Annotated in this window: 26 protein-coding genes and 1 riboswitch; of the genes, 15 read left to right on the plus strand and 11 right to left on the minus strand. The window is 35.1% G+C overall.

The window, feature by feature from the left end; genetic code table 11:
- Nucleotides 1-15 precede the first annotated feature (15 nt).
- The gene (locus EXIGUO8A_RS18165) at nucleotides 16-702 is read left to right on the plus strand and encodes an SIR2 family NAD-dependent protein deacylase (protein WP_159304265.1); all 687 of its coding nucleotides are present in this window, start codon (nucleotides 16-18) and stop codon (nucleotides 700-702) included.
- Here the strand turns inward: EXIGUO8A_RS18165 and EXIGUO8A_RS18170 are convergent.
- The gene (locus EXIGUO8A_RS18170; protein ID WP_159304266.1) at nucleotides 671-1,144 is read right to left on the minus strand and encodes a heme-binding domain-containing protein; all 474 of its coding nucleotides are present in this window, start codon (nucleotides 1,142-1,144) and stop codon (nucleotides 671-673) included. The genes EXIGUO8A_RS18165 and EXIGUO8A_RS18170 overlap by 32 nt on opposite strands.
- Nucleotides 1,145-1,178: 34 nt before the next feature.
- On the opposite strand from EXIGUO8A_RS18170, the gene EXIGUO8A_RS18175 reads away from it, so the two are divergent.
- The 3 genes from EXIGUO8A_RS18175 to EXIGUO8A_RS18185 all read left to right on the plus strand — a co-directional run bounded on the left by EXIGUO8A_RS18175 (nucleotide 1,179) and on the right by EXIGUO8A_RS18185 (nucleotide 4,222).
- Entirely contained in the window at nucleotides 1,179-1,760 is a 582-nt protein-coding gene (locus EXIGUO8A_RS18175) for an adenylosuccinate lyase (protein ID WP_159304267.1), read from the plus strand.
- A gap of 110 nt (nucleotides 1,761-1,870) precedes the next feature.
- Nucleotides 1,871-3,214 (plus strand): adenylosuccinate lyase, encoded by a 1,344-nt coding sequence (purB, locus tag EXIGUO8A_RS18180; protein WP_159304268.1) that lies wholly within the window; start codon nucleotides 1,871-1,873, stop codon nucleotides 3,212-3,214.
- 126 nt (nucleotides 3,215-3,340) lie between these two features.
- Complete coding sequence (locus EXIGUO8A_RS18185) at nucleotides 3,341-4,222, plus strand: mechanosensitive ion channel family protein (RefSeq protein ID WP_159304269.1); 882 nt, start codon at nucleotides 3,341-3,343, stop codon at nucleotides 4,220-4,222.
- A 140-nt stretch (nucleotides 4,223-4,362) separates the two neighbouring features.
- Here the strand turns inward: EXIGUO8A_RS18185 and EXIGUO8A_RS18190 are convergent, their stop codons facing one another.
- The 6 genes from EXIGUO8A_RS18190 to EXIGUO8A_RS18215 all read right to left on the minus strand — a co-directional run bounded on the left by EXIGUO8A_RS18190 (nucleotide 4,363) and on the right by EXIGUO8A_RS18215 (nucleotide 8,074).
- Nucleotides 4,363-5,172: a mechanosensitive ion channel family protein gene (locus EXIGUO8A_RS18190; RefSeq protein ID WP_159304270.1), complete on the minus strand. Its 810-nt coding sequence runs from the start codon at nucleotides 5,170-5,172 to the stop codon at nucleotides 4,363-4,365.
- Between the two features lie 163 nt (nucleotides 5,173-5,335).
- The gene (locus EXIGUO8A_RS18195; protein ID WP_116770131.1) at nucleotides 5,336-5,875 is read right to left on the minus strand and encodes a DUF4252 domain-containing protein; all 540 of its coding nucleotides are present in this window, start codon (nucleotides 5,873-5,875) and stop codon (nucleotides 5,336-5,338) included.
- A 59-nt stretch (nucleotides 5,876-5,934) separates the two neighbouring features.
- Nucleotides 5,935-6,477 (minus strand): DUF4252 domain-containing protein, encoded by a 543-nt coding sequence (locus tag EXIGUO8A_RS18200; RefSeq protein ID WP_116769320.1) that lies wholly within the window; start codon nucleotides 6,475-6,477, stop codon nucleotides 5,935-5,937.
- A gap of 107 nt (nucleotides 6,478-6,584) precedes the next feature.
- Nucleotides 6,585-7,139 carry a DUF4252 domain-containing protein gene (locus EXIGUO8A_RS18205; protein ID WP_116769321.1) on the minus strand — a complete coding sequence of 185 codons (555 nt, stop codon included), beginning with the start codon at nucleotides 7,137-7,139 and terminating at the stop codon, nucleotides 6,585-6,587.
- Between the two features lies 1 nt (nucleotide 7,140).
- The gene (locus EXIGUO8A_RS18210) at nucleotides 7,141-7,578 is read right to left on the minus strand and encodes a hypothetical protein (RefSeq protein ID WP_116769322.1); all 438 of its coding nucleotides are present in this window, start codon (nucleotides 7,576-7,578) and stop codon (nucleotides 7,141-7,143) included.
- Entirely contained in the window at nucleotides 7,565-8,074 is a 510-nt protein-coding gene (locus EXIGUO8A_RS18215; RefSeq protein ID WP_116769323.1) for an RNA polymerase sigma factor, read from the minus strand. The genes EXIGUO8A_RS18210 and EXIGUO8A_RS18215 overlap by 14 nt, the downstream gene beginning before the upstream one ends.
- 220 nt (nucleotides 8,075-8,294) lie before the next feature.
- Between EXIGUO8A_RS18215 and EXIGUO8A_RS18220 the strand changes: the two genes are divergently transcribed.
- Nucleotides 8,295-9,818, plus strand: a complete 1,524-nt coding sequence (locus tag EXIGUO8A_RS18220; RefSeq protein ID WP_159304271.1) for a S41 family peptidase — start codon at nucleotides 8,295-8,297, stop codon at nucleotides 9,816-9,818.
- A 26-nt stretch (nucleotides 9,819-9,844) separates the two neighbouring features.
- Nucleotides 9,845-11,311: a S41 family peptidase gene (locus EXIGUO8A_RS18225; protein WP_159304272.1), complete on the plus strand. Its 1,467-nt coding sequence runs from the start codon at nucleotides 9,845-9,847 to the stop codon at nucleotides 11,309-11,311.
- 55 nt (nucleotides 11,312-11,366) lie between these two features.
- Here EXIGUO8A_RS18225 and EXIGUO8A_RS18230 read toward each other — a convergent pair whose 3' ends face one another.
- The gene (locus tag EXIGUO8A_RS18230) at nucleotides 11,367-13,238 is read right to left on the minus strand and encodes a TonB-dependent receptor plug domain-containing protein (protein ID WP_159304273.1); all 1,872 of its coding nucleotides are present in this window, start codon (nucleotides 13,236-13,238) and stop codon (nucleotides 11,367-11,369) included.
- A gap of 71 nt (nucleotides 13,239-13,309) precedes the next feature.
- Nucleotides 13,310-13,564, minus strand: a riboswitch (cobalamin riboswitch).
- Between the two features lie 46 nt (nucleotides 13,565-13,610).
- Here EXIGUO8A_RS18230 and EXIGUO8A_RS18235 point away from each other — a divergent pair.
- The 6 genes from EXIGUO8A_RS18235 to EXIGUO8A_RS18260 all read left to right on the plus strand — a co-directional run bounded on the left by EXIGUO8A_RS18235 (nucleotide 13,611) and on the right by EXIGUO8A_RS18260 (nucleotide 19,038).
- Complete coding sequence (locus EXIGUO8A_RS18235; RefSeq protein ID WP_317164616.1) at nucleotides 13,611-14,783, plus strand: ABC transporter substrate-binding protein; 1,173 nt, start codon at nucleotides 13,611-13,613, stop codon at nucleotides 14,781-14,783.
- Nucleotides 14,784-15,803: a FecCD family ABC transporter permease gene (locus tag EXIGUO8A_RS18240; RefSeq protein ID WP_201304138.1), complete on the plus strand. Its 1,020-nt coding sequence runs from the start codon at nucleotides 14,784-14,786 to the stop codon at nucleotides 15,801-15,803.
- Between the two features lie 45 nt (nucleotides 15,804-15,848).
- The gene (locus EXIGUO8A_RS18245) at nucleotides 15,849-16,601 is read left to right on the plus strand and encodes an ABC transporter ATP-binding protein (protein ID WP_236564520.1); all 753 of its coding nucleotides are present in this window, start codon (nucleotides 15,849-15,851) and stop codon (nucleotides 16,599-16,601) included.
- A 112-nt stretch (nucleotides 16,602-16,713) separates the two neighbouring features.
- Nucleotides 16,714-18,063, plus strand: coding sequence for a DNA recombination protein RmuC (gene rmuC / locus EXIGUO8A_RS18250; RefSeq protein WP_159304274.1), 1,350 nt, complete (start codon nucleotides 16,714-16,716; stop codon nucleotides 18,061-18,063).
- 33 nt (nucleotides 18,064-18,096) lie between these two features.
- Nucleotides 18,097-18,462 carry a 6-phosphogluconate dehydrogenase gene (locus EXIGUO8A_RS18255; protein WP_116769331.1) on the plus strand — a complete coding sequence of 122 codons (366 nt, stop codon included), beginning with the start codon at nucleotides 18,097-18,099 and terminating at the stop codon, nucleotides 18,460-18,462.
- 30 nt (nucleotides 18,463-18,492) lie between these two features.
- A complete protein-coding gene (locus EXIGUO8A_RS18260; protein WP_159304275.1) occupies nucleotides 18,493-19,038 on the plus strand; it encodes an acyl-CoA thioesterase in 546 nt (181 codons plus the stop codon).
- Here EXIGUO8A_RS18260 and pgl read toward each other — a convergent pair.
- Nucleotides 19,019-19,744, minus strand: coding sequence for a 6-phosphogluconolactonase (gene pgl / locus EXIGUO8A_RS18265; RefSeq protein ID WP_159304276.1), 726 nt, complete (start codon nucleotides 19,742-19,744; stop codon nucleotides 19,019-19,021). The two genes, EXIGUO8A_RS18260 and pgl, sit on opposite strands and share 20 nt — an antisense overlap.
- 34 nt (nucleotides 19,745-19,778) lie before the next feature.
- Nucleotides 19,779-21,311 (minus strand): glucose-6-phosphate dehydrogenase, encoded by a 1,533-nt coding sequence (gene zwf / locus EXIGUO8A_RS18270; RefSeq protein ID WP_159304277.1) that lies wholly within the window; start codon nucleotides 21,309-21,311, stop codon nucleotides 19,779-19,781.
- 187 nt (nucleotides 21,312-21,498) lie between these two features.
- Here zwf and gndA point away from each other — a divergent pair, with 187 nt between their 5' ends.
- Genes gndA through EXIGUO8A_RS18285 form a run of 3 tightly spaced genes read left to right on the plus strand, consistent with a single transcriptional unit; the run spans nucleotide 21,499 to nucleotide 23,833 of the window.
- Complete coding sequence (gene gndA, locus EXIGUO8A_RS18275; protein ID WP_159304278.1) at nucleotides 21,499-22,899, plus strand: NADP-dependent phosphogluconate dehydrogenase; 1,401 nt, start codon at nucleotides 21,499-21,501, stop codon at nucleotides 22,897-22,899.
- A gap of 10 nt (nucleotides 22,900-22,909) precedes the next feature.
- On the plus strand, nucleotides 22,910-23,446 hold the full coding sequence (locus tag EXIGUO8A_RS18280; RefSeq protein ID WP_159304279.1) for a DUF3124 domain-containing protein: 537 nt from the start codon (nucleotides 22,910-22,912) through the stop codon (nucleotides 23,444-23,446).
- Between the two features lie 48 nt (nucleotides 23,447-23,494).
- A complete protein-coding gene (locus EXIGUO8A_RS18285; protein WP_116769337.1) occupies nucleotides 23,495-23,833 on the plus strand; it encodes a ribose-5-phosphate isomerase in 339 nt (112 codons plus the stop codon).
- Between the two features lie 6 nt (nucleotides 23,834-23,839).
- Here the strand turns inward: EXIGUO8A_RS18285 and EXIGUO8A_RS18290 are convergent, their stop codons facing one another.
- The gene (locus EXIGUO8A_RS18290) at nucleotides 23,840-25,063 is read right to left on the minus strand and encodes a Pycsar system effector family protein (RefSeq protein ID WP_159304280.1); all 1,224 of its coding nucleotides are present in this window, start codon (nucleotides 25,061-25,063) and stop codon (nucleotides 23,840-23,842) included.
- Nucleotides 25,064-25,103 lie beyond the last annotated feature (40 nt).

Raw genomic sequence — 25,103 nt, forward strand, 5'->3', positions numbered from 1 at the left:
TTTATTTTAGTAGCCATGAAAAATATAGTTGTTTTAACCGGTGCAGGAATTTCAGCCGAAAGCGGATTAAAAACCTTTAGAGATTCTAATGGTTTATGGGAAGGACATGATGTTATGGAAGTTGCCACACCAGAAGGTTTTCAAAAAAATCCTGAATTGGTTTTAGAGTTCTATAATCAACGAAGAAGGCAGTTACTTACCGTTGTACCCAATGCCGCACATAAAGCACTCGCAGATTTAGAGACTCATTTTAACGTAGATATCGTTACTCAAAATGTAGATGACCTTCATGAACGAGGCGGAAGTTCAAATGTGCTTCATTTACATGGCGAACTATTAAAAGCGAGAAGCGTTAATACTGAAAATGAAATTTTTGATTGCCGAAAAGATATTTTATTGGGCGAAACTTGCGCCAACGGATATCAACTTAGACCACACATTGTATGGTTTGGTGAGGCTGTACCTATGTTAGAAAACGCAATAAAAATTACTGAAAAAGCCGATTGTTTAATAATAATCGGTACTTCAATGCAGGTTTACCCAGCAGCTAGTTTAATTGATTTTGTTAGTACAGATACGCCAATTTACTTTGTTGACCCTAAACCAGCAATTTCTGGCGATGAACGAAGAAATTTAACCGTTATTTCAGAAAATGCAGTAATTGGGGTCCCTACTTTGGTTGCTTCCCTAATTGATAGATAATTCTTGTTTGCTTTACCCATTCTACCAAATCGTTCACCTGGTTTTCTGAAAGTTTTGCATCTCCATGGGTATAGGTATATTCGGTCAATGGCATTTTACCTTCAACTACCTCCTCTTCGATCTCTTCTAGCAGATGATCTTTTTTATCTAGGGAATAGGTATCCCATTCAGAAAAATTTAAGTGCTCTTTACCCTCATTTACATGGTTTGACATCCAATAAGATATTGGTGCTATATTATTATACCATGGATATTTTGTATTATTACTATGGCAATCGTAACACGAATTTTCAAAAAGACTTTTAAGTTCTGGTGTAGGATTCGTTTCTGTGATGAAAACTTTGGCATGATTACCTGGAGAAACATTTTTTGTAGGACTAAAAAATTGCATGGCAATAAAAACGACCAAAACAACTAGGCTAATTTTTTTAAGTAATTTCATTTGTGGGGGAAATAAGGAATAAAGATACAATTTTATGAATAAGCTAGAGCTTTGTGAAGCACTGAATTACGTCACAGCTTTAAGGGAAAAACGCAGTAAAATGGCTTCTATTATAGAAGCCGACCAAAAATTGATTCCTATTCTTATAGATATTATTAAAGACGACATAAATCCGGTATCCTGCAAAGCAAGCTGGATTTTAGAATATGTGGCCAATAAAGATTTACAACCTATTTTATCACATATAAATACTTTTGTAGATTCACTTTCATTTATCTCTTTAGAATCATCAATAAGACCGGCAGCAAAAATTTGTGAATTATTAGTTTTAAACGAATTTTCAAATAACAAAATTTCCCATAATCATAAATTGACCAACGCTCAACTAAATACAATTACAGAAGTTGCTTTTGATTGGTTGATAGGTGAACACAAAGTTGCGCCAAAAGCTTATTCTATGACAATACTACTGTGGTTAGGATATAGTATAAGTTGGATCCACCCAGAATTAATGCAGATTTTAAAACAAAATTATGAAACTGGCAGTGCAGCATATAAAGCCAGAGCAAAACGAACACTTAAAATTCTTGAAAAGAGACAACCAAGCGAAAATTAATTTATCAACTTAAAATAATGATGTAATTAACTCCATAACTATTACTGTATATCGTTTTAAACTTTAACTCGAATAGGTATATTTGCCCCTTATTAATTTAACCATTGTTTATGTCTCTCAATGCATTAAGTGCCATATCTCCAATTGACGGCCGTTATAGTTCAAAAACCAATTCATTATCTGCTTATTTTTCAGAAGAAGCGTTGATAAAATATAGGGTAAGAGTTGAAATAGAGTATTTTATTGCTTTATGCGAAATTCCATTACCACAACTTTCTTCTTTTGACTCATCGAAGTTTGAAACACTTAGAAAAATATACACAGATTTTTCTACTGCCGATGCCCAAGAAATTAAAGAAATTGAGAGAACAACTAATCACGATGTAAAAGCTGTTGAATACTTTATAAAAAAGGCATTCGATGCTTTGAACATTTCAGAATTTAAGGAGTTTATACATTTTGGATTAACTTCACAAGACATAAACAACACAGCTATTCCTCTTTCCATTAAGGAAGCTATGAACAATGTGTATGTTCCTCAATATTTAGAAGTACTTGAAAAATTGGAAGAATTGACCAAAGAATGGTCAGATATACCTATGCTTGCAAGAACCCATGGTCAACCTGCCTCTCCTACTCGCTTAGGAAAAGAAATTATGGTTTTTGTAACCCGTCTAAAAGAGCAGTTTAATTTGCTTAACGATATACCTAGTGCTGCCAAATTTGGAGGTGCAACTGGTAATTTTAATGCACATTTAGTAGCATATCCTGCCATTGATTGGAAAGCATTTGGTCAAAAATTCGTTCAAGAGAAATTAGGACTTCAACATTCGTTTCCTACCACCCAAATAGAGCATTATGATCATATGGCTGCTTTGTTCGATACCTTAAAACGTATAAATACCATTATTTTAGATTTAGATCGCGATTTTTGGACCTATGTTTCCATGGACTATTTCAAACAAAAAATCAAAGCAGGCGAAGTGGGTTCATCTGCCATGCCACATAAAGTAAACCCTATAGATTTTGAAAATTCTGAAGGAAACCTTGGTATTGCCAATGCCCTTTTTGAACACTTGGCAGCTAAGCTTCCGGTTTCTAGATTACAAAGAGATTTAACCGATAGTACTGTTCTTAGAAATGTAGGCGTACCTTTTGCCCATACACTTATCGCTTTTCAATCTACCTTAAAAGGCTTGAACAAATTACTTTTGAATAAAGAGAAATTTGAACAAGATTTAGAGAATAATTGGGCAGTTGTAGCCGAGGCTATCCAAACGATATTAAGACGTGAAAGTTACCCGAACCCTTATGAAGCGCTAAAAGGTCTTACACGTACCAATGAAAAGATTAACAAGGATTCAATAGCCAACTTTATAGATACCTTAGAAGTTTCAGATGACATCAAAAACGAATTAAAGCAAATTTCACCTAGTAATTATACTGGAATTTAAGGCTGTTTTAATGCATTAAAAATTTTCTTTAGTCCATATACTTCATATCGCCCATTTTGGGCGATATGCATTTTAGAATGTGCTTCTTATCATATATATTCCATTTGAACACAAATCTAAAATTGTATGCAAACAAATTTCTCAGTTGAAGAATCAGTAAGTAATCTATGGGATAAATTAGATGGTTGGCTTGAATCGATCATCTTAAAATTACCGAATTTCGCTATGGCGATATTGGTGATGTTTCTATTTTATTTTCTGGCAAGAGGAATACGCAAATTGCTTAAAAGAACTATTTTAAGAAAAATATCTCAAGTATCCATTCAAGAAATAATCGCAAAGGTGGTATTTGTATCCATTATTTTAATAGGATTTTTTATAGCCCTTGGCGTTTTGGACCTAGATAAAGTATTAACCAGCATTTTAGCAGGTGCCGGGGTTGTAGGTCTTGCCATTGGTCTAGCTTTGCAAGGCACATTGAGTAATACCTTTGGCGGTCTCATACTTTCATTTATGCCACAGCTAAAAATAAACGACTTTATTACAGCTGATGGTGTTTCTGGCTTTGTAACGGAGATTAGTTTAAGAAATATCATAATTAAGAAGCCGGACAACAATGTGGTTGTGATACCTAATTCAAAGTTTATAGATAGTTCTTTTACCAATTACTCTATGAACAACAGAAATAGAATATTTGTTAACTGTGGTGTAGGCTATGAAAGTGACCTTCAAATGGTAGAAGATTTAACGGTAAAAGTTATTGCCGATAATTTTAAGCAAAATGATGGTGAAGATGTAGAATTCTTTTTTACAGAGTTCGGTGACAGTTCCATAAACTTTATGGTGCGTTTTTGGGCAGATTGTGTTAACGTAAAACAAGAACATGCTGCAAGACATAAAGCCATTAAAATTATCAAGAAACACTTTGATGAACGCGATATCAACATTCCGTTCCCAATTAGAACTTTGGACTTCGCAAAAAATAATTTACAGATTGTTAAAGAATAGAACCCTTTGTGATAAGGTGAAGATACCATCGTAAATTTTGATCTAAAATTTCGAGATAATCCTCAGAGCTTTAAAAACTCGATTATAAAAAAACCCGTTGAGCAAGTTCAACGGGCTTTTTATTAACTAACTAGACTAAATTATTTATTTATTTGAACTTCATGTGGGTAAGGAATTTCAATACCTGCACTATCTAGAGCTTTCTTAGTTCCCTCAATAGTTGCGAAGTAAACATCCCAATAATCTTCTGGCTTACAGAAAGGACGCACAGCTAAATTCACCGAACTATCTGCCAATTCAGATACGTTAACTGATGGAGCAGGATCTTGTAATACTTGTGGATTTGCCTTTAACATTGCCAACAATACTTCTTTTGTTTTCTGTAAATCAGATCCGTAATCTACACCAACTGTAGTGTCTACCCTAATTTTACCTTCAGCAGTATAATTAACGATGTTTCCATTTGCCATTGCACCATTAGGTACTATAGCCAACTTGTTCTCTGGTGTAACCAATTTGGTCGTAAAAATCTCAATTTCCTTTACACTACCAAGTACACCTTGCGCTTCAATTAAGTCTCCAATTTTATAAGGCTTAAAGATGATCAATAATACACCACCCGCGAAATTGGACAGTGAACCCTGTAATGCCAGACCAATTGCCAAACCGGCTGCTGCAATCACCGCAGCAAAACTTGTAGTCTCAACACCTAATGTAGATACGACCGTTAAAATAAGAAATACTGTAAGTGCCCATTTTGCTAAATTCAACAAAAACCTTTTCAGCGACTCATCGTATTGTTGCTTGGTCATACCCTTATTAGCAACATTTATTAATTTTTTTATAATCCATGAACCAATAATATAAATAATTATAGCTCCAATAATTTTTGGACCATAGAGTACTATAAAATCAATTCCTTTATCCATCCAAATTTCTGCGTCTTTCATTTTTTTAATGTTTGTTAGGTTGTTATTTAATTGTTCTCATTTATTATGACACCAATATTCTTAAATGGTCACATTAAAAATAATGTTAAAGCACACGAAGGGCAAATAAAAAACCCGTTACATTACTGTAACGGGCTGTATTTAAGACAAATAAAATATATTCTTAACTTTTAATTAAATCGCCAAGTTCTTCGAGTCCTTTACCATCAAAATTAGATTTTTCCATTGCCTGTATTAGTTTTACAAAACTTGCCGGGTTCATATCATCCCCTAATACACGAACCAAAACGAGTCCTTTTTCATCGTTATCTCCATAGATAATAACTTCATCAATGGTGTCACCATCTTCCTTTAATTGTAAGGTCGCTTTGCCATACGGAGTATTCATTTTCATAAGTTCACTATAATCCGATCCTTTAAGAATGGATTTAATCGTGTTTTTTTGAACTAAATAATCAGCTTCGTTTTCAGGTTTTTTAGGAAATGCCAATATATTCAGTTTCTTTACCGACGACGCAGCTTCTTTTTCAGCTGCACTTAATTCTGCCTGATCTAAATTTAATAGGCTTGAAGGCAAATCAAACGACATAAAATTAGGATTCTCTGCGTTTGCTATATAATACTCTTGTAAACTTTGTTCTGATGAACATGATGATATGACCAATGTAATGAACATGACCGTCATCCAATATAAGTTTTTCATATTCTGCTTTTTTACAAAAAGATCTTCCATTATCATGGAAGATCTTTTTCTTTAGTCAATTATTTTCCCGATGCTTTGTTCAAATCTTTGGGTAAATCCATTTTACTGGTCAATGTCCCTATTTTATTCAAATCTATATCGCCCGTAAGGCTAACTAGAACAGTTTCAAGTTTTCTGCCTTTATGCCCCACTTCAACATTTTCCAAACCGCTAACGAACATTAATAGTTCTGATACGTGATCTTTCTTTTTACCATCCCTAACATAAAATTTTACGTTTACATCTTTATCTTTTACGCGCATCAACTCTTCTAACTTAGAAGACTTCAAGTATTTCTTAACGGTAGAAGACATATCTGCAGATACCGAACTATCCTCCGTCATAAATACCTTTACATTTTTTAATCCGCTAGCTATTTCCATAAACTCTTGCGCCTCTGGATCGTCGCTAATACTACCTATTTTAGAAACAAGGTCTATCATTCCCTTATTTACTATTACAGACCCAACATTATCCATATCTTCATATTTATCGAATACAGATTGTGAAAAACCCATTGCGGGTAAAATTGCCATTAAAAATACTACTGCTACTTTTCTCATGATTATTGATTTTAAATACCTTCCCCTATTGAGGTTCTGGCGATTGATGAATTATTCTTTTTTATGGTAAGCGTGCCGTTTTAATCACCGACACGCTTATTTTTACTTTAATTTCCCTTTTGGGCCGCTTTTCCTAATTGATCACCACCTGGCAGATCCATTTTGTCGGTCAACTTTGATACCGACCTTAAATTGATGTCCCCTGTTAAGGACAATAGAACAGTTTCCAATTTTTTACCATTGACATCTATATCCATATCCTTTAAACCGGTAACGAACATTAAAAGTTCTTTTACATGATCACTGTCTTTACCTTCCTTAACATAGAACTTTACATTAGAGCTACCGTCTCTTACTCTCATCAATTCTTCAAAAGCAGAACTCTTTAGCCTATTGGTAACCCAACTATCTACATCTTTTGAGATGGCCGCATCTTCAGTGGTAATTACCTTAAAGCTGGTAATTGAATTCACTAGCTCAAAAAATTCTTTTGCTTCTGGATCATCTGAGCTAACACTCATTTTACCCAACATCTGAAACATTTTTGGTTGCATGGCAACAAAGGTTACCTTATCATTATCCTCATATTTTTCAAAAATATCTTGGGCAGTGCTAATTACCGGAGCTAACACTAAAAGTGCTAATACTAGTATCTTTTTCATTTTAATTATTTTTCGTTAAAAATTTATTCGTTGTTTTTTCAAATTCTTCTAAATGGTTCAGTTGCTCTGTACCTTTATTAAAATTCATTGCCAATAAGGCCAAAGCCTCTTTTGCAGATTCAATTTCCTCTGGTGTATACTCATCTGCCAAAGTAACAGGAGGTGGTGTAGGTTGATAAAAATAAAGCCCTACCATAAAGATTGCTATCGCAGCAACGGATGCCCATTTCAAATAATTTTTTCTAGGTTTTAATGGTACCTGCTTTGTAAAGCGTTCTTCTTTTGCTTTTGTAAAGTAATTGAACAAAGGTGCATGCTGTTCTAAATGTGGAGCAACGTTACCCTCTGTAAAGTACTTTCTAAGTGTTTCTTCTTCGGCAACCGTGGTGGTAGCTTCAAAATACTTTTCTATTAATTTTTCTATGTTATGCAATTCCATAATTATGCTTTTCCATTAATTTTTCCCTTACGGTTTTTCTTGCCCTGGACAAAGCTACCCGTATGGCCGTAGGTTTCATATCCAGTAATTTTTCTATTTCATCATATTCATATTGTTCTACATCTCGTAGTTGTAATACCATTTTCTGCTGCTCAGGTAATTCTGCCATTATCCGTTCTACCCAATCAATACTATCTTTTGCCTCTAATTGACCTTGTAAAGAGGTACTAGAATCTGTGTAATTACTATGCACCAATTTTAAATTTCCGGCTTGTTTAGACTTCAAACGGTCCAAACAAAAATTCTTGGTCATGGTCATGGCAAATGCCTCTACATTATTATAACTGTCCATCATATTCTTCTTGGACCACAACTTAATTAAAATCTCCTGCGTTGCATCTTCAGCTTCTTCCGTAGACACCAATAACCTTTTGGCCATGCGGAACAATTTATCCTTAAACGGTAATACTGTATTTAAAAACTCTGTTTGTTTCATTTTGGTTTGGCTGTCTGTAACCTTTCTTATCGGTTTACAAAAAGAAGACGACACTGAACGATTTTTGTTACAATTAATTTTTATTTCTTTGACTTGTAAGTAAATTTAACATCCTATTACTAATTATATACGTACTTACTAAAATGTCTTTTTCGGTATAGTTTATGATAGTTCATAAATTCGTTAAAGCAGTATACCTTTATTAAAATTAAAAATTACTATGAAAAAATTTTTCTTGTCCCTCCTTTGCCTTGGTCTTATTACTATGTCTTGTAGCAATGATGATAACGACCCAGTGGTTGAAGAAGAAGAAATTGAAAATCCTGTAGAAGAAGAAACAGTTGAAGTTGATATTGAAGTCCAAAACTTCTTTTGGCAAACCCTAAACCTTTATTACTTCTGGCAGGGAGATGTGCCCGACTTGGCCGATGACCGTTTTGATACACAGACTGCTTACGAAGAATATCTTGCAGAAAATGATGACCCGGTTGCTTTCTTAGAAAATGACCTATTGTTTTCTGAAGATAGATTTACCTTTTATAGTGATGATTATACCGATTTGGTAAATAGTTCTGCCGGTATCTCTAAAAGTAATGGATTACAGTTTGGCCTTGGTCTAATCTCTGGCACCGAAGACGTATTTGGTTTTGTTGAATATGTTGTTAAAGATTCAGACGCTTCAAGTAAAGACATTAAAAGAGGTGATTTATTTATTGGGGTTGATGGTCAAACATTGAACATTGATAATTATATCGAGTTACTTTTTGGTGATAACGACACTTACACTCTCAATATGGCAGATATTGTGGATGGCGGAATAAGTCCTAGTGACAAAAAAGTTACCCTAACAAAATTTGAGGGACTTGTAGAAGACCCTATTCATGTGAATACGGTAATTACTTCGGGCGATAAAAAAATTGGTTATTTAATGTACAACCAATTCGTTGCCGGATCTGAAGATGCCATGAATGCTGTTTTTGCCGATTTCATTGCGCAAGGTGTAAATGAATTGGTACTTGATTTACGTTACAACCCAGGTGGTAGAGGATCTACAGCTTCTGTTCTAGCCAGTTTAATTAAAGGTACCAATACCAACGATCTGCTTTATAGAACAGTATATAATGCAAAATTACAGGCAGAATTTGATAGTAGCTTAACCGATAATTATTTTGTAAGTACTACGGGCACTACCGATGGTAATTCTGGTGCCGCTTTAAATACATTAAACTTAAGTAAGGTATACATTATTGCTACTGAGGCTTCGGCTTCTGCAAGTGAATTGGTGATGGTCGGTTTAGAACCTTACATTGACGTAGTTCACATTGGTGGTACAACGGTTGGTAAAAACCAAGGTTCGGTATTATTTGTTGATGATCCAGAAGGTGGTAATGTATATGATGCGGATAGAGTAGACAATATAAACCCTAATGTACAATGGGGACTTCAACCAATAATTAGTAGAGTTGAGAACAGTGCAGGTTTTTCAGATTATGTAGATGGATTAATACCCGATATTGAACTTCCTGAAGATGTTACCAACTTAGGTGTATTAGGCGATGCAAATGAACCTTTACTTGCAAGAGCCATTCAAGAGATTAACGGTAACGGTGCCAAAAGAAATTTTGATGTGGAATTACCAGCTGAGATCGTTTCAAGTTCAAAGTTACATAACCCAAGAAATACTACATTATTATTGAACAATAGTGTACCACTTGCCAAAATTCCTGTAACTGAAAAGAAATAAATTCAAAACATTTTAGTTACACTGTTATGAAGAAGATATTATTATTTATTGCTGTTTTGGCTTTATCCTGCTCTAAAGACGATGATCTATCGTTGCCAAATACGGTTGATCCAGATGGATCGGCAGATGTAGAAGTACAAGATTTCATGTGGAAAGCAATGAACTTTTGGTATTTCTGGCAAGCTAATGTTGATGACCTGGCAGATGATCGCTTTGCTAATACCGAAGAAGGCAGTGCCGATTATACCGCATTTCTTGACTCTGAAGATGACCCAGCGTCTTTTTTTGAGAATAAATTACAGTATATTGAAGATCGATTTAGCTTCTATAATGAAGACTACCGTGAACTTACCAATTCATTGGCCGGTATTTCTAAAAGTAACGGATTGGAATTTGGTCTTGTTCAATTTCAAGATAGTGATGAAATTTTTGGGTTTGTACGCTATATTGTCCCGAATTCAAATGCAAGTACAGTTGATATTCAACGTGGAGATTTGTTTACCGGTGTTGACGGACAAACGTTGACTATTGATAATTATATCGATTTACTTTTTGGTGAGAACGATACGTATACCTTGAACATGGCAGATTTTGAAAATGGAAACATTGTGCCTAACGAAGCAGAGGTAACGTTAACTAAAGAGGAAGGACTTGCTGAAAACCCTGTGTTTCTATCCAAATCTTTTACCATTAGCGGTGAGAACATTGGCTATATTATGTATAACCAATTCACCAATGAATATGACGCCGACCTTTATGCTGCCGTTCAAGATTTAAAAGCTGCAGGAATTACCAATTTAATTATGGATTTACGCTACAACCCTGGTGGCTCTGTAAATACTACTAGGTTATTGGCCAGCATGATCTATGGTACAAACACTTCCGATCTATTTCTAAGAAAGAGATATAATGATAAGTTACAAGAGCAATTTACAGATAGTCAATTAGAAGTATATTTTGCCGATGAGATTGACGGGGAAACAATTAGTTCTCTTGGCTTCGATAAATTATACGTGATTACCTCAGCCAGTTCCGCATCCGCTAGTGAGTTATTGATCAATAGTCTTGAACCTTATATCGATGTTATACAGATTGGTGACGTTACCAGGGGAAAAAATGAATTCTCCACTACTTTGGTAGATGATCGGGAAAATTCATATTTATATACACCTTCAAGAGTTAATAATATTAACCCAGACAACCAATGGGCAATACAACCTTTAATTGGTAGAAATGAAAACGCAGATGGTTTTTATGACTTTACAAGCGGTTTACAGCCAGATTATGAGCTTAAAGAAGATTATAGCAATCTTGGTATTATCGGTGAAGAAAACGAGCCTTTATTAGCAAAAGCCATAGAGGTTATTACTGGTGCTACCGGTAAACGCGACTTTACGGTAAATTATCCCGTAGAAATTATTAGCAGTTCTAAAGAGTATAGTTTAATGAGCGATAAAATGGTTGATGATACGGTCTACAATTTAGAATTCTAAAATTGAGGAATCAAACAATAAAAAAGGGACAGCGAATTCGCTGTCCCTTTTTTTATTATAAACTCAAGGTAAACCCTAAGCGTACATTTCTGCCCCTGGTGGTATAAGAAACCAATTCTGTATATTCTTCGTTCAATAAATTATCGACTGCTAAAAATGCCGATAAGGTACTGCAAAACTCATGTTTCAATTGCAAATTAGCTAAGCTAAAACTATCTAAGGTCACTTCTGAAAAGGTAGCAAAATCAGTATCCGTTCTATCCGATACAAATTGATATGCCAATCCAACATAAGTTTTATCCTTTATTACATAACCTAAAGTTGCATTGATTTTACTCTTAGGCACCCTTAAAGCCAAACCTTCTTTAGAATTTGTATACGTATAGTTGGCATCAAAAGATAGTCCTTTTGCCAGTTCTGACTGCACCCCTACTTCTACTCCATCAAAATGTGCCGTTTCGGCTGCATTTCTGTACTGGCTTTCAAAAGTAACCGGATCAATAGTTACATATTCTATACGGTCGTCTTCTTTTCTATTAAAGTAAATAGCATTGATTATAAAAGTATCAGATAATTTAAACTCCAAACCACCCTCTATAGTACTATCTTCCTCTGGATCCAATTCTGGATTGGCACCAAATGGTCCGTATAATTGCGATAAGTTTGGTGCAATGTAGGATGTAGCATAACTACCCATAAACTTCAGGTATCCACTATTGATGTTAATTCTGTAAGACGGATTTATATTATAGATAAAATTAGAGCCATATTCACTATGGTTGTTTAATCGCAGACCTGCATTTACATTTATGCCCTGCTTACCTACATAGACCGCATTTATATAAGGGTCAACCGTATTTGAATTGTAATCTTCAAAAAACAAAGTTTTATAATCTATATAATTTACACCTATTATCGTATGAAAGTTTTCTGTAAAGGTGTATTTATTAAAAACATCCAACACATATGATTGTGAATCATAACTAGCAGGAAAACTAGATTCAAAAGCCCTCGTAATTTGATTAAATGCCGTATTTACATTAATACTTCCGTTTTCATACTTATACGCAGAACTTAAACCAAATCTTGACTGTTCACTGGTAAAGTAGAAATCTGCATCTTCTATCGGAAATCCATTATCGTAATCGCTATTCAATTTATTATAAAAAGCAGATACGTTAACATCAAAGCGTTCAGAAAATTGATATCCCACTTTAAAATTACCATCTATTCTAGAAACTTCATCTGATTCTGTTCCTATAGCAGCTGATAAACCATCTGTATTTTGATGTCCTCCGGAAGCCAAAATAGATAATTTTCCGTATTTAGCGGTCAAATTCACCGTGTTCGAAATATCGGAAATATTATAATTCTGATCTGCTTCGGTCTGGTTTGTACCATAGCTAGAGATAACATCCAAGGCTAGACCTTCTTTTTTTGCTTTCTTTGTCGAAATATTTATTACTGCGGTTGCCGCTGCATTACCGTATAATGTACTTGCAGCACCTTTTAAAATTTCTATTCGTTCAATTTGATCTGTATTCAATAAACGAAGATCATATTCTGCACTGGTTCCTGAAGGGTCAGATACCTGAATACCATCAATAATTACCAAAACTTGGCGGTTGTTACCACCTCTTACAAACGTAGAAAGATTTTGACCGGCAAAACTTCTGGATCCGTTAATTTCAATTCCGCTTTTGGTATTGATGATTTCAGCTACTGAACGACCTTGGTTCTGTTTCAATTCTTCTTGAGAAATTGAAATCACTGTTTTTCCTGAATTTTCACGCTTTAATTCAAAACGCGAATCACTTACGACTACTTCATCTAATTGTAGCGTTTTAGTAGAATCTTGCTCTTGCTGTGCTCCTACTTTTGCACATAATAATACAGTGACCGTTGGCCACAAAAAATAATTTTTCATTCGTTTAAATTCATAAACGGGAGCGTAGTATGTCTGTACCCATACGCAAACTTTTATCCCGAAAGTTTAACATTGTTTGTTTGAACCAGGCAGGTCTCCTGACTTGTTTAATACTATTTTGCCTTCCCATGATATCCAAACCGGTTTGGATCACAAAGTGGCTTTGCAGTAAATAGCACCTTCTAAAAGAAGTAACCAACAGATTCTATTCGCCAATAAAATCGTTTGAAATAAACTTACAGTTGCGGGAACAGTTCCGGATTTTCACCAGATTCCCTTTTAATTTCATTACCAAGGCAATGAAAACCAAAATTCACGGCGAAAGTAAACATTTAGTTTAATCTTTCTAAGTAAACTTTTATAATACTACATTTGAAAACTAGATGTAAACCCACCATGCTTAAACGATTATTTTTTAGTACCTCCATTCTCTTTTTATGCGGATGCAAGCAGAAAGAAAAAAATGCAATTCCCAAACAAACTACTACCAGCAATGTGCATTTACAATATGCAAATGGTTTTAGTATTGTAAAAAAAGCTAATGGAATTACGGTTATTAATGTACTGACACCCTGGGTAAATGCAGAAACTACTTATAGCTACGCTTTGATCCCGAAAGATATTCAAGCAAGCATAACTTTAGACAAAAATGAGTACGATGCCATTATCTCTACACCGGTAGAAAAGGTTGTCGTTACCTCAACGACCCACATTCCCGCTTTGGAGGAATTAGGTGTTTTAAATCGGCTTATCGGTTTTCCAGATACGAAATATATATCTTCAAAAGCGGCAAGAGAACGAATAGCATCAGGACAAATTATAGAGCTTGGAGTCAATGAAGATTTAAATACCGAAGCTGTTCTAGCATTACGACCAGACCTTATTTTTGGATTTTCAATCAATAATGGCAATAATACATACAAAACCATTCAACGTGCCAACATACCTGTGGTATACAATGGTGAATGGGTAGAAGAAACTCCGTTAGGAAAGGCGGAATGGATAAAGTTTTTTGCTCCGTTTTTCGATAAATCCGAAGAAGCGGACATCATTTTTAACCGTATCGAGAAGGCATATCTTGAAGCCAAGAAATTAGCTTCTAAAGCGGAGAAAAAACCAACTGTAATTAGTGGCGCAATGTATAAAGATATATGGTATTTGCCCAGCGGCAAAAGTTGGGCCGCAAATTTTCTACGTGATGCCAATGCGAATTACCTTTGGAAAGATACCAACGAAAAAGGAAGCCTTTCGCTAAGCTGGGAAAGTGTTTTAGAGAAAGGTCAACATGCAGAATACTGGATAGGTCCAGCCCAATTTGGTTCTTACCAAGAAATGCAATCTGCCAGTCATCATTATGCACAGTTTGATGCCTTTAAACAACAAAAAGTGTTCACTACCGCAAATACTAAAGGTGAAACCGGTGGTACACTATATTACGAATTAGCTCCACAAAGACCAGATCTTGTATTAAAAGATTTAATTCATATTTTACATCCTGGTCTGTTACCCAACTATATACCCTATTTCTTTAAACCACTGCTTTAATTGTCAAATTTGCCTACATATCGCATTCGTTTTACCATACTGCTGCTGGTATTGCTGCTTTGTGCTTGTATAAATATTTGCCTAGGCTCTGTCAATATTGCATTCATTGACAGCCTTAAAATATTATTTGGAACTGTTTCGGAAAACTCCTCTAACTATTATATCATTTGGGAATACCGATTACCAAAAGCGCTAACGGCAATAATGGTTGGTGGTGGATTATCATTAAGCGGATTACTAATGCAAACCTTATTTAGAAACCCATTAGCAGGACCTTATGTACTTGGTATAAGTTCCGGAGCAAGTTTAGGTGCCGCATTATTAATTATGGGTGCTTCATTAATTACTTTATCCGCCTTTAATGATATAACCTTAGCATTGGCATCTAGTTTGGGCAGTTTTTTGGTTTTGTCGTTAGTTTTAGTAGTTGCCGCAAAGGTTAAAGACACTATGGCTTTATTGATTATCGGACTCATGTTCGGTAGTATAACCGCTGCTATAGTTAGTGTATTATCGTATTTTACCAAAGCCGAAAAATTACAACAATATATTTTTTGGTCTTTTGGCAGTTTAGGCGATTTATCTTGGGGGCAGTTGTTGATTGTTGCATTATGTACATTATTGGGGATTCTTCTTAGCGTACTATCAATTAAACCTTTAAATGCTTTTTTACTTGGAGAAAATTATGCCAAAAGCTTAGGTATCGGTTTACAAAAATCTCGCTACACTATTATTATAGCAACGGGGCTACTTGCAGGGTCAATAACCGCATTTGCAGGACCAATTGCTTTTGTAGGTTTGGCGGTACCACATGTTACACGCCAATTATTCCATACAGCCGATCATAAAATCCAAATTCCCGCGGTGCTTTGCTGCGGAGCCATTTTAATGTTATTATGTGATACCATCGCTCAAATACCTGGTTCGGTAAGTGTTTTACCCATTAACGCCATAACAAGTATTTTTGGAGCTCCTATAGTTATTTGGCTATTGGTTCGCAAACGTAAAATGATATTTTAACTTAAAACAGATATTATCTCCCATAACTCTCAACATACCACTCTTTTGATCAACGACCTTAGCATTGGCTATGAGGGTAAGGTGGTTGCTTCAGCTATTTCTTTTAGTTTACAAAAAGGAGAGCTTGCCGCTATTGTGGGGGTCAACGGAATTGGTAAATCTACATTGCTACGTACATTAGGAAATTTTCAACCTAAAATTGCAGGTTCCATACGCATAGATGGCAAAGAATTAGCTACTTACAATGAACAACAAATAGCTTCAAAAATAAGTGTGGTACTTACAGAACCTATCGCTTCTAAAAATTTATCGGTTTACGAGCTATTAGCATTAGGTAGACAACCCTACACCAATTGGCTGGGGAAACTAGGTACTAATGACATTTCCGTAATCTATAAAAGCATAGCCTTATTAGAGCTAGCGCCTTTCTTAAATAAAAAATGTTTTCAACTTAGCGATGGGCAACTACAACGGATACTAATAGCACGTGCATTAATTCAAGATACCGATATTATATTGTTGGATGAGCCCACAACGCATTTAGATCTATATCATAAAGTTTCAATTTTAAAACTATTAAAGTCTATTGCCCACCAAACCAATAAAATCATTTTATACACCAGTCACGAAATTGAACTTGCTATTCAATTATGCGACAAAATGTTGATATTAGATGGCGACACCAATGCCTTTGATCAACCTTGTAAACTAATTGAAAATAATAGTTTTGACTCCCTTTTCCCTCCTGATACTATTTCTTTTGATGCTACTACCGGTTCTTTTAAGATTAAAAAATAGCTATTTTAACATTTATCAGAAATTAGATAGGGTATGTTAATTAAAAACAGACCAGCTCTTTTAAACTTTACTTTGCAATCAAGTATCTTTACAAGATCACTGTAGCATTCACATGAACGAAATTTACATATACATAGCTATAACAATCCTCTGCCTTGCCATTGGCTATTTTCTTGGTAATTATATTCAGCTGTTAAAAACGAAATCCCGACAAAGTATGTTAGAGGAACGTGAGCAGCAAATGCATAACAACCTATCTGTTTTTCAAGACCGACTACAGGAAAGTGAAAAACAAAAACTTCAACTACAATCTGAAAAAGAACTTTTAAGCCATAAAATTGTTCGCTACCAAGCAGATATTGAAAATTTGCAGCAAAAGAACAGCGAGCAAAAAGATGAAGTTGAAAAGCTTCAAGAAAAATTCACCAAAGAGTTTGAAAATCTTGCAAATAAAATTTTAGAAGAAAAAAGTTTAAAATTTACGGAGCGTAACGAGAAGAACATAAAAAACATCCTCACTCCTTTAAATGAAAAAATACTGCTTTTTGAAAAGAAGGTGGAAGAAAGTCAAAAGGAAAACATCAGTATTCATTCAGCTTTAAAGGAACAATTATTAAACCTACAGACCCAAAACATTAAAATTACCCAAGAAGCTGAGAATTTGACCAAAGCCTTAAAAGGTGACAGCAAAATGCAAGGCAATTGGGGCGAGTTGGTATTAGAGCGTGTTTTGGAGAAATCGGGATTGGAAAAAGACCGGGAATACACCGTACAGCAAAGTTTTACCCGTGATGACGGAAGCCGAGTGTTACCAGATGTTATCATCAACTTACCCGACGGCAAGAAAATGGTGGTGGATTCTAAAGTTTCCCTTACAGATTACGAGCGTTACGTAAATGCCGAAGATGAGCTTAAAGAAAAGTATTTAAAAGACCACATCAACTCCCTTCGAAGACATGTAGACCAATTATCCGCTAAAAAGTACGAAGACCTTTATGAAATGGAGAGTCCCGATTTTGTACTGATGTTCGTACCAATAGAACCAGCTTTTGCTATTGCTATAAATCATGATAGTTCATTGTACAATAAAGCATTTGAACAGAATATAATTATTGTTACGCCCTCTACTCTTTTGGCTACCCTACGTACTATTGACAGTATGTGGAACAACGAAAAACAACAACGAAATGCCATTGAAATTGCCCGACAAGCGGGTGCTCTTTATGACAAGTTCGAAGGCTTTGTTGGTGACCTTATGAAAGTGGGTAAAAAAATGGACGATGCCAAAAGTGAATATCGTGGCGCAATGAACAAATTGATTGAAGGTAGAGGTAATATCGTAACCAGTATAGAAAAGCTTAAAAAAATGGGTGCAAAAGCAAAAAAATCTATTCCAGAATCCTTAATTAACCGTGCAATGGAAGATGAGGATTTTGAAGAAGAACCCAAATTAAAATTATAAACCAACCACTTATTATACATTAAAACTAAACACATGAAAAAGATAGTTTCATTATTTTTATTAGGCATTGTCGTAATCGGTGCGCTTTATTATGCCTTTATATACTTCGTAACCTTTAGCGAAGGTGTACGCTCTGGAGAACTCATTAAAATAAGCCACAAAGGCGTACTGGTTAAAACTTGGGAAGGTGAAATTAGCCAGGGAATTTCTGGTGCTCAAATTTTCTCATTTTCCGTATTGGACAAGGATAAAGAGGTCATAGAAAAATTACAGGAATACCAAGGTCAGTATGTAAAAGTAAATTATGTAGAACGCTATACGACTTTCTTTTGGTTGGGCGACACCAAATACTTCATTACCGAAGTACACCCTGAAAAATCACCTCATTTTAGAAATTAAATAACCCCAGAATATTATAGCAACAAGTTTATGGAAAAGTTTAAAAGTGTAAAAGAATCTAGAGTTTCTATAACAGAGTTGATGCTTCCGTCCCACTCTAATTTTGGAGGAAAGGTACATGGCGGGCATATATTGAACTTAATGGATCAAATTGCCTTTGCCTGTGCCTCTAAACACTCTCAACAGTATTGTGTAACCGCTTCTGTTAATCGAGTAAACTTTCTAAACCCTATTGAAGTGGGTGAACTGGTCACCTTGAAAGCAAGCATCAACTACACTGGTAGAACATCTATGGTAGTTGGTGTTCGTGTAGAATCGGAAAATATAACATCGGGTACTAAAAAGCATTGCAATTCATCATATTTCACCATGGTAGCTAAGGGAACAGATGGTAAAAATGTTCCCGTACCAGGTCTTATCATAACAGATGATCAAGGAGTAAGAAGATTTGCACGCAGCAAATACCGTAAACTTGAAGCTCAAGAAAGAGACACCAAGTTTGAATCTAAATCCTTCAACTCAGAAGATTATATTAAAGAATTGGAATCTGAGAATATTAAGATTGATATGAAGTAAGCAATTTTGCCGCGGCAGCATCTAAGAACCAGACCAAGTCTTTTGTTTTAGGTGCTACGTGACTTGCTGGGTAATCTATATACCCTTCTTCCCTATCCACAATTACTTTCACTTTTTCAGCCTTGCTCTCGCCTGTTACCAAAAAAGTAACGGTTTTGGCATTATTGATTATTCTACCGGTAAGTGAAACTCGTTTTTGACCAGATTCTGGGTGTGTAGCCACTTCGCAATTATCTGGAGAAACCCATAAATTGATTTCGTGCGGAAAAATAGATGCCGTATGCCCGTCATCACCCATACCCAAAATCACTAAATCGAATTGAGGCAAGCCCAATTCTTTTGGTAATTCTTTTTCCAGCAGTTCTCCATATCGTTTTGCTTCTTGCTTTGGATCTGCCTCACCTTTTATTCTATGAATATTTCCTTCCGGTATATCTACTTTAGAAATAAGATGCTCAACCGTCATTTTGTAATTACTCTCATCATCATCTGGTGCAACACATCTTTCATCTCCCCAATACAAATGAATATTTTTCCAATCTATATCATTTGAAAATTCATCCGCTAAAACATCGAAGACTATTTTAGGTGTACTACCACCAGATAAGGCAATATGAAAAGCGTCTTGAGTACCCGATTTTTCAATTAGATACTTAGAGAACTCTTCTGCTACCTTTATTTTATTTTGATATACTTTTAATTCCATTCTAAACTTTTACTTTAATTATAATGCCGTTTAATTAGCAAATAACACAATAGCCAGATTCGTCTGCCAAGTTCTCGCTAGGGTTACGCCACTCACCCAATCCTTCTATAAGATCATTGGCATTTTCTGGTCCCCAAACACCGGCCGCATAACCGTACATTTTTACATCTTTACTATTTTTCCAATACTCTAGAATCGGATCCACAAATGCCCAGGCAGCTTCAACCTCATCTGCTCTTGCATATAAAGTAGCATCACCTTGCATGGCATCTAACAACAGACGCTCGTATGCTTCCATTACGTGAGTTTCGGTTAAACTAGAATAGTAGAAATCCATATTTGCACGTTCTACTTCAAAACCTTGACCAGGTACCTTTACTCCAAATTTAATCAAGATTCCCTCATCGGGCTGAATTCGAATGACTAATTTATTGTCTTTATTACTTATGCCCGACTCTTTAAATATCTGATGATGTGGAGTTTTAAAATGTATAACTACCTCTGTTACCTTTGTAGGCATTCGCTTGGCCGTTCTTACATAAAAAGGTACATCTGCCCAACGCCAGTTATCGACAAAGAACTTAATTGCAGCAAATGTCTCTGTTGTTGAGTTTTCATCTACACCTTCTTCTTCACGGTATCCCTTTACTTCTTGACCATCAATTTTAGAGGCTACATACTGTGCCCTGATCGTATTTTCAAAAAGCGTTTGCTCATCCTTCATAATTTTAAGAGACTTCAATGCCTTCAATTTCTCATTACGAATTTCTTCCGCATCTGCACTTAATGGAGGCTCCATTACTATTAATGCAACAATTTGCAATAAATGGCTCTGAAACATATCTCTCAATGCACCAGATTTATCATAATAGCCACCTCTTTTTTCAACACCTACACTTTCTGCATTGGTAATTTCTACATGGTGAATATAGTTACGGTTCCAAAGTGGCTCAAAAATACTGTTGGCAAAACGCGTTACCAATAAATTCTGTACCGTTTCTTTACCTAAATAGTGATCAATTCTAAAAATCTGACCTTCCTTAAAATAGGTATGTAGCCCATCATTAAGTTCCTTAGCCGATTCTAAACTATAGCCAAATGGCTTTTCTACGATTAGTCTTCTCCAACCTCTAGATTCGTCATTTAACCCTTGATCAGATAAATTTTTCGCAATTGGTTCATATAAACTAGGTGGTGTAGACAAATAGAACATATGGTTACCATTGGTACCATATTTTTGATCTAAATCTGAAATACGCTTTTCTAAACGCTCATAAGAGGTATCATAGTCTGAACCTAAATCTTCATAAAAAAGCTTATCGGCAAATTTCTGAATATAATCCGCATCGAACTCCTCTCGCTCCTTTTCTAAATATGGACTTTCTAAAACTACTTTGTTTCTAAATATTAAATCGCCCAAATCACTCCTACTCACACCTAATACCACAAAATTTTCAGGAAGATCGTTTCCTTTATATAAATTGAATATTGCAGGTATTAGTTTTCTTGCCGTTAAATCTCCAGATGCTCCAAAAATTATGAGCATATGATTTTCTGTCTTTTTCATTTTTAGGTAGATATTCTTTTATTCGTCAAATATCTTAAAAAGTACGCCATTATCGGGCTTTATTAAGATACAATTTGGATTTAAAGTCAATATTTTAAATTATTTTTGATTCGCATTATGTTACAAACAACAAACAGCTATTAAGTTGTAACATTTCAATGTCTTTTAATTATAAAACATTCAATTTATGTATGATTTTGGTTTAGTAGGTCTTGGGGTAATGGGACAAAATTTTATCTTGAACGTGGCAGATAACGGATTTTCTGCCTATGGATATGATTTAGATGACGAAAAAGTTGAGGCTTTAAAGACTTTAGGTGGAGATTTAGATAAAGTAAGTGCATCTAGCAACATAAAAACATTTGTAAAAAATTTAAAGCAGCCACGTAAAATTATGCTTTTGGTACCGGCGGGAAAAATTGTCGATGGGGTAATAGAATCACTTTTACCGCATATAGACAAGGGTGATATCATCATTGATGGCGGAAACTCTTTCTTTACCGATACCGATAGAAGAGAAGCTGATTTACAAGTAAAAGGAATCAACTTTTTTGGTGCCGGTGTATCTGGTGGCGCAAAAGGTGCCCGTAGAGGACCAAGTATTATGCCTGGTGGTTCAAAATCTGCGTACGAGCATATTCAACCAATTTTTGAAGCCGTATCGGCAAAATATAATGGTGAACCATGTGTTGCCTATTTAGGACCTAAATCTGCCGGAAACTATGTGAAAATGGTTCACAATGGTATAGAGTACGGGTTAATGCAACTAACTTCTGAAATTTATGATGTTCTTAAAAAAGGAGGTGATTATGATAATGATGAGTTACATAGCACTTTTGCCAAATGGAACTCAGGTAGACTGCAATCTTTTTTAGTTGAAATTACATCTGAAATTTTTGAGCAGGAAGATGATTTGACCAAAGGCAGATTGGTAGATCAAATTCTAGATAAGGCAAAACAAAAAGGTACCGGTAAATGGACAAGCCAAAATGCCATGGATCTTGGCATTCCTGTACCATCTATAGACGTTGCTGTTAGTATGCGTGAACTATCTGCCCTAAAGGATGAAAGAATCAAAGCTGATGCTTTGTATGACAGACCATCTGTTACACATATGGATAAAGAGAAGTTAGAAGAGCTTACCGAAAAAGCGCTTTACTTTTCATTTATTATCACATATTCTCAAGGTCTTCATCAATTGGCAGATGCTTCTAAAGAATATGGTTACGATTTGGATATATCGGTTATTGCAAAAATATGGAGAGCGGGTTGTATTATACGTGCCGGACTTTTAGCAGATATTACAGAAGCATTTAAAGCGGAACCATCATTACCTAACCTTTTGCTTTCGCCTAATTTTGTTGACAAAGTAAAAGAAACGGTTGGTGCAGCTAGAGAATTAGTGGCATTTGGAGCACAGAACGGAATTCCTTTACCTGGACTATCAAATTCCCTTACATATTTTGATGCGTATACTTCTAGCAAGTTGCCATTAAATTTAATTCAAGCACAACGTGATTATTTCGGTTCTCACACGTATGAGCGTTTAGATCGCGAAGGTATTTTCCATACAGAATGGGAAGATTAAAATATGACATTTGAAAAATAGAAAGTTTAGTGGTGGTATTTGCCTTTTTTGTATTCTTGCAATAACAGTATTCTCTTGCAGACAAAAATCTGCGGAAGAGGTGCCTGTTGAGATTTTAGATAATCATACATTGAATAGAAAGGCAAATACCGCCTCAAACAATGCTTTTAAAAGACAAGTTTACGTTCCTATTTATTCAGATATCTATAATCAAACAAGAGATTCTCGAACGCTACTGACGGCTACTTTGAGTATTAGAAATACTAGTTTAAAAGATAGTCTATTCGTAAGTAAGATCGACTATTACAATACTGAAGGAGATTTGGTACGAAGCTATATAGACTCCCCTATTTATCTTACCCCAATGGAAACTATTGATTATGTCATAGAACAACAAGACACCTCGGGTGGTAGCGGTGCTAATTTTATGATAGATTGGTATTCAAAGAAAAAATTAAATCCATTGTTTCAAGCTGTTATGGTAGGTGGTCTGGGAGCTCAGGCATTCTCTTTCACCACTGAAGGCATTGAAGTTTTCGAAGAATAGCTCTAAGCTTTTAAAATATACTTAAGTCTACTTATCACACTACACTTCATGTATACCATTTATGTTATAGAACTATCTAAAAAAGTATACACTGAACATAGAAAATTCAGAGAAGCCAACCCACAATTTAACGGTGTGTTAGAATGCTTGTATGTGGGCATGACCAGTAAAACCCCAAAGGAACGATTTGATCAACACAAAAAGGGAACTTTAAGCAAAAAAGGACACAATATATCTTCTAAAATTGTTAACAAATATGGGCTCTACCTACGCGGTAGTCTTTTTAACCACATAGATCCTGTAACTACAAGAGCAGAAGCATTAAAAATTGAAAAGGAGCTTGCTTTAGAGCTAAGGCGAAAAAAGTATGCCGTTTGGTTTAATTAAAATTACCTATTGCTCTGGTATAGGTGTTACAGCATCTAATAGTTCATCTTCCATACCATAGTACTTTAATGCAAAACCGAAGGCAACGACGGACAGTATTATACCTATAATGAAAATGGTATACGTCCACCTCAATAATCGGTACTTTTCTTGTAAAACCTTACCTAGATAATACAAGTCCATACTCAATGAATCATAAATAGTATCTTGGCTCTTTATGATATCTCTAATCTTTGATTTAAAGTCTTTCACATTCATGGTATGAAAATTACCGAAGAAGAGATAATTTGTATCCTTTTTATTGATTTCGTTTTCAACCACATCTTCATTATCAACCTTTGGTCTAGTAGCCAATACCGACATGATCATTGAAGCAATACTAAATAGAACGAAAATAACCGTAGGATAAATAAGATATGAATTTGATGGCGTATCTAGTTTAGGCAATAAATTAGCTAACAAAAGAGAGATTATAATAGCATTGACAGATAAAAGAATATTTGCCTTGGTATCTGCAATATCACTTAATTTTATATGATTTCTTAATTCAATTCGATATAGGGATTGAATAGCTCTCTGCGGACTTTCATCTTTTAGCTTAGCTTTTAAAACTTCTTTCCTTTCTGTTTTTTCCGCTTTCTGCAACCGAGAAATCAACGAAAGAATATTATCTTCTTTCTCTTCTTGCCAATTTTCCTTCGCATATTCGGTATAAAACCGATGTTTTACCCTTAACTCTTCTACATAATCTAAACGCCATGTATCCATATCGGGTACAGATTTGTCAAAATTTTCAAGTTCAAGCCTCAACAACTGCAACATCTCTTCAAAATCCTCTGAGGCGTAAAACCATGTACGAACATCTTTTACAATCTTCTCAGATACACTCTTCGGTTCTTTATTGTTCCAAGCGCTACGTATTAAATCGAGTACTTTGTCGATTTTATCTTTATCAACATTATTATCCCGCAAATAGTTAGACGCCAACTGCACACTTTCCTCTACATGATTGTTATAATCTACTGCATAACCGGCATGAATAAAACAAGTAGCAATTAAGATCTCATTTCTATCGTTCTTGGACACTTCACTATCTTCCAATATTTTTTCTGCCTTACCTATGGTTTTCTTGGCATAACCTTGGGTATGAAAAAGAAAATTCTTGTTCATCTGTTCAGCTAACAAGTTCTTTATATATTTCTCGGTTTTTTTTACTAGAATCTCAGTCATAATTTTATATTTCTAATTTCAACAATTTGGCATTACCTTT

Origin of the sequence: Maribacter litoralis, from assembly GCF_902506355.1 — a bacterium.
Lineage (GTDB): Bacteria > Bacteroidota > Bacteroidia > Flavobacteriales > Flavobacteriaceae > Maribacter > Maribacter litoralis.

Coding starts and splice junctions, on each gene's coding strand:
- EXIGUO8A_RS18190 (WP_159304270.1), bottom strand. CDS start 5,172: ATGAAAGACGCAGAAATTTGGATGGATAAAGGAATTGATTTTATAGTA.
- EXIGUO8A_RS18170 (WP_159304266.1), bottom strand. CDS start 1,144: ATGAAATTACTTAAAAAAATTAGCCTAGTTGTTTTGGTCGTTTTTATT.
- EXIGUO8A_RS18195 (WP_116770131.1), bottom strand. CDS start 5,875: ATGAAAAACTTATATTGGATGACGGTCATGTTCATTACATTGGTCATA.
- EXIGUO8A_RS18200 (WP_116769320.1), bottom strand. CDS start 6,477: ATGAGAAAAGTAGCAGTAGTATTTTTAATGGCAATTTTACCCGCAATG.
- EXIGUO8A_RS18290 (WP_159304280.1), bottom strand. CDS start 25,063: ATGACTGAGATTCTAGTAAAAAAAACCGAGAAATATATAAAGAACTTG.
- EXIGUO8A_RS18175 (WP_159304267.1), top strand. CDS start 1,179: ATGAATAAGCTAGAGCTTTGTGAAGCACTGAATTACGTCACAGCTTTA.
- pgl (WP_159304276.1), bottom strand. CDS start 19,744: ATGGAATTAAAAGTATATCAAAATAAAATAAAGGTAGCAGAAGAGTTC.
- EXIGUO8A_RS18260 (WP_159304275.1), top strand. CDS start 18,493: ATGGAAAAGTTTAAAAGTGTAAAAGAATCTAGAGTTTCTATAACAGAG.
- purB (WP_159304268.1), top strand. CDS start 1,871: ATGTCTCTCAATGCATTAAGTGCCATATCTCCAATTGACGGCCGTTAT.
- EXIGUO8A_RS18210 (WP_116769322.1), bottom strand. CDS start 7,578: ATGGAATTGCATAACATAGAAAAATTAATAGAAAAGTATTTTGAAGCT.
- EXIGUO8A_RS18205 (WP_116769321.1), bottom strand. CDS start 7,139: ATGAAAAAGATACTAGTATTAGCACTTTTAGTGTTAGCTCCGGTAATT.
- EXIGUO8A_RS18185 (WP_159304269.1), top strand. CDS start 3,341: ATGCAAACAAATTTCTCAGTTGAAGAATCAGTAAGTAATCTATGGGAT.
- rmuC (WP_159304274.1), top strand. CDS start 16,714: ATGAACGAAATTTACATATACATAGCTATAACAATCCTCTGCCTTGCC.
- EXIGUO8A_RS18225 (WP_159304272.1), top strand. CDS start 9,845: ATGAAGAAGATATTATTATTTATTGCTGTTTTGGCTTTATCCTGCTCT.
- EXIGUO8A_RS18220 (WP_159304271.1), top strand. CDS start 8,295: ATGAAAAAATTTTTCTTGTCCCTCCTTTGCCTTGGTCTTATTACTATG.
- EXIGUO8A_RS18255 (WP_116769331.1), top strand. CDS start 18,097: ATGAAAAAGATAGTTTCATTATTTTTATTAGGCATTGTCGTAATCGGT.
- EXIGUO8A_RS18230 (WP_159304273.1), bottom strand. CDS start 13,238: ATGAAAAATTATTTTTTGTGGCCAACGGTCACTGTATTATTATGTGCA.
- EXIGUO8A_RS18285 (WP_116769337.1), top strand. CDS start 23,495: ATGTATACCATTTATGTTATAGAACTATCTAAAAAAGTATACACTGAA.
- EXIGUO8A_RS18165 (WP_159304265.1), top strand. CDS start 16: ATGAAAAATATAGTTGTTTTAACCGGTGCAGGAATTTCAGCCGAAAGC.
- gndA (WP_159304278.1), top strand. CDS start 21,499: ATGTATGATTTTGGTTTAGTAGGTCTTGGGGTAATGGGACAAAATTTT.
- EXIGUO8A_RS18215 (WP_116769323.1), bottom strand. CDS start 8,074: ATGAAACAAACAGAGTTTTTAAATACAGTATTACCGTTTAAGGATAAA.
- zwf (WP_159304277.1), bottom strand. CDS start 21,311: ATGAAAAAGACAGAAAATCATATGCTCATAATTTTTGGAGCATCTGGA.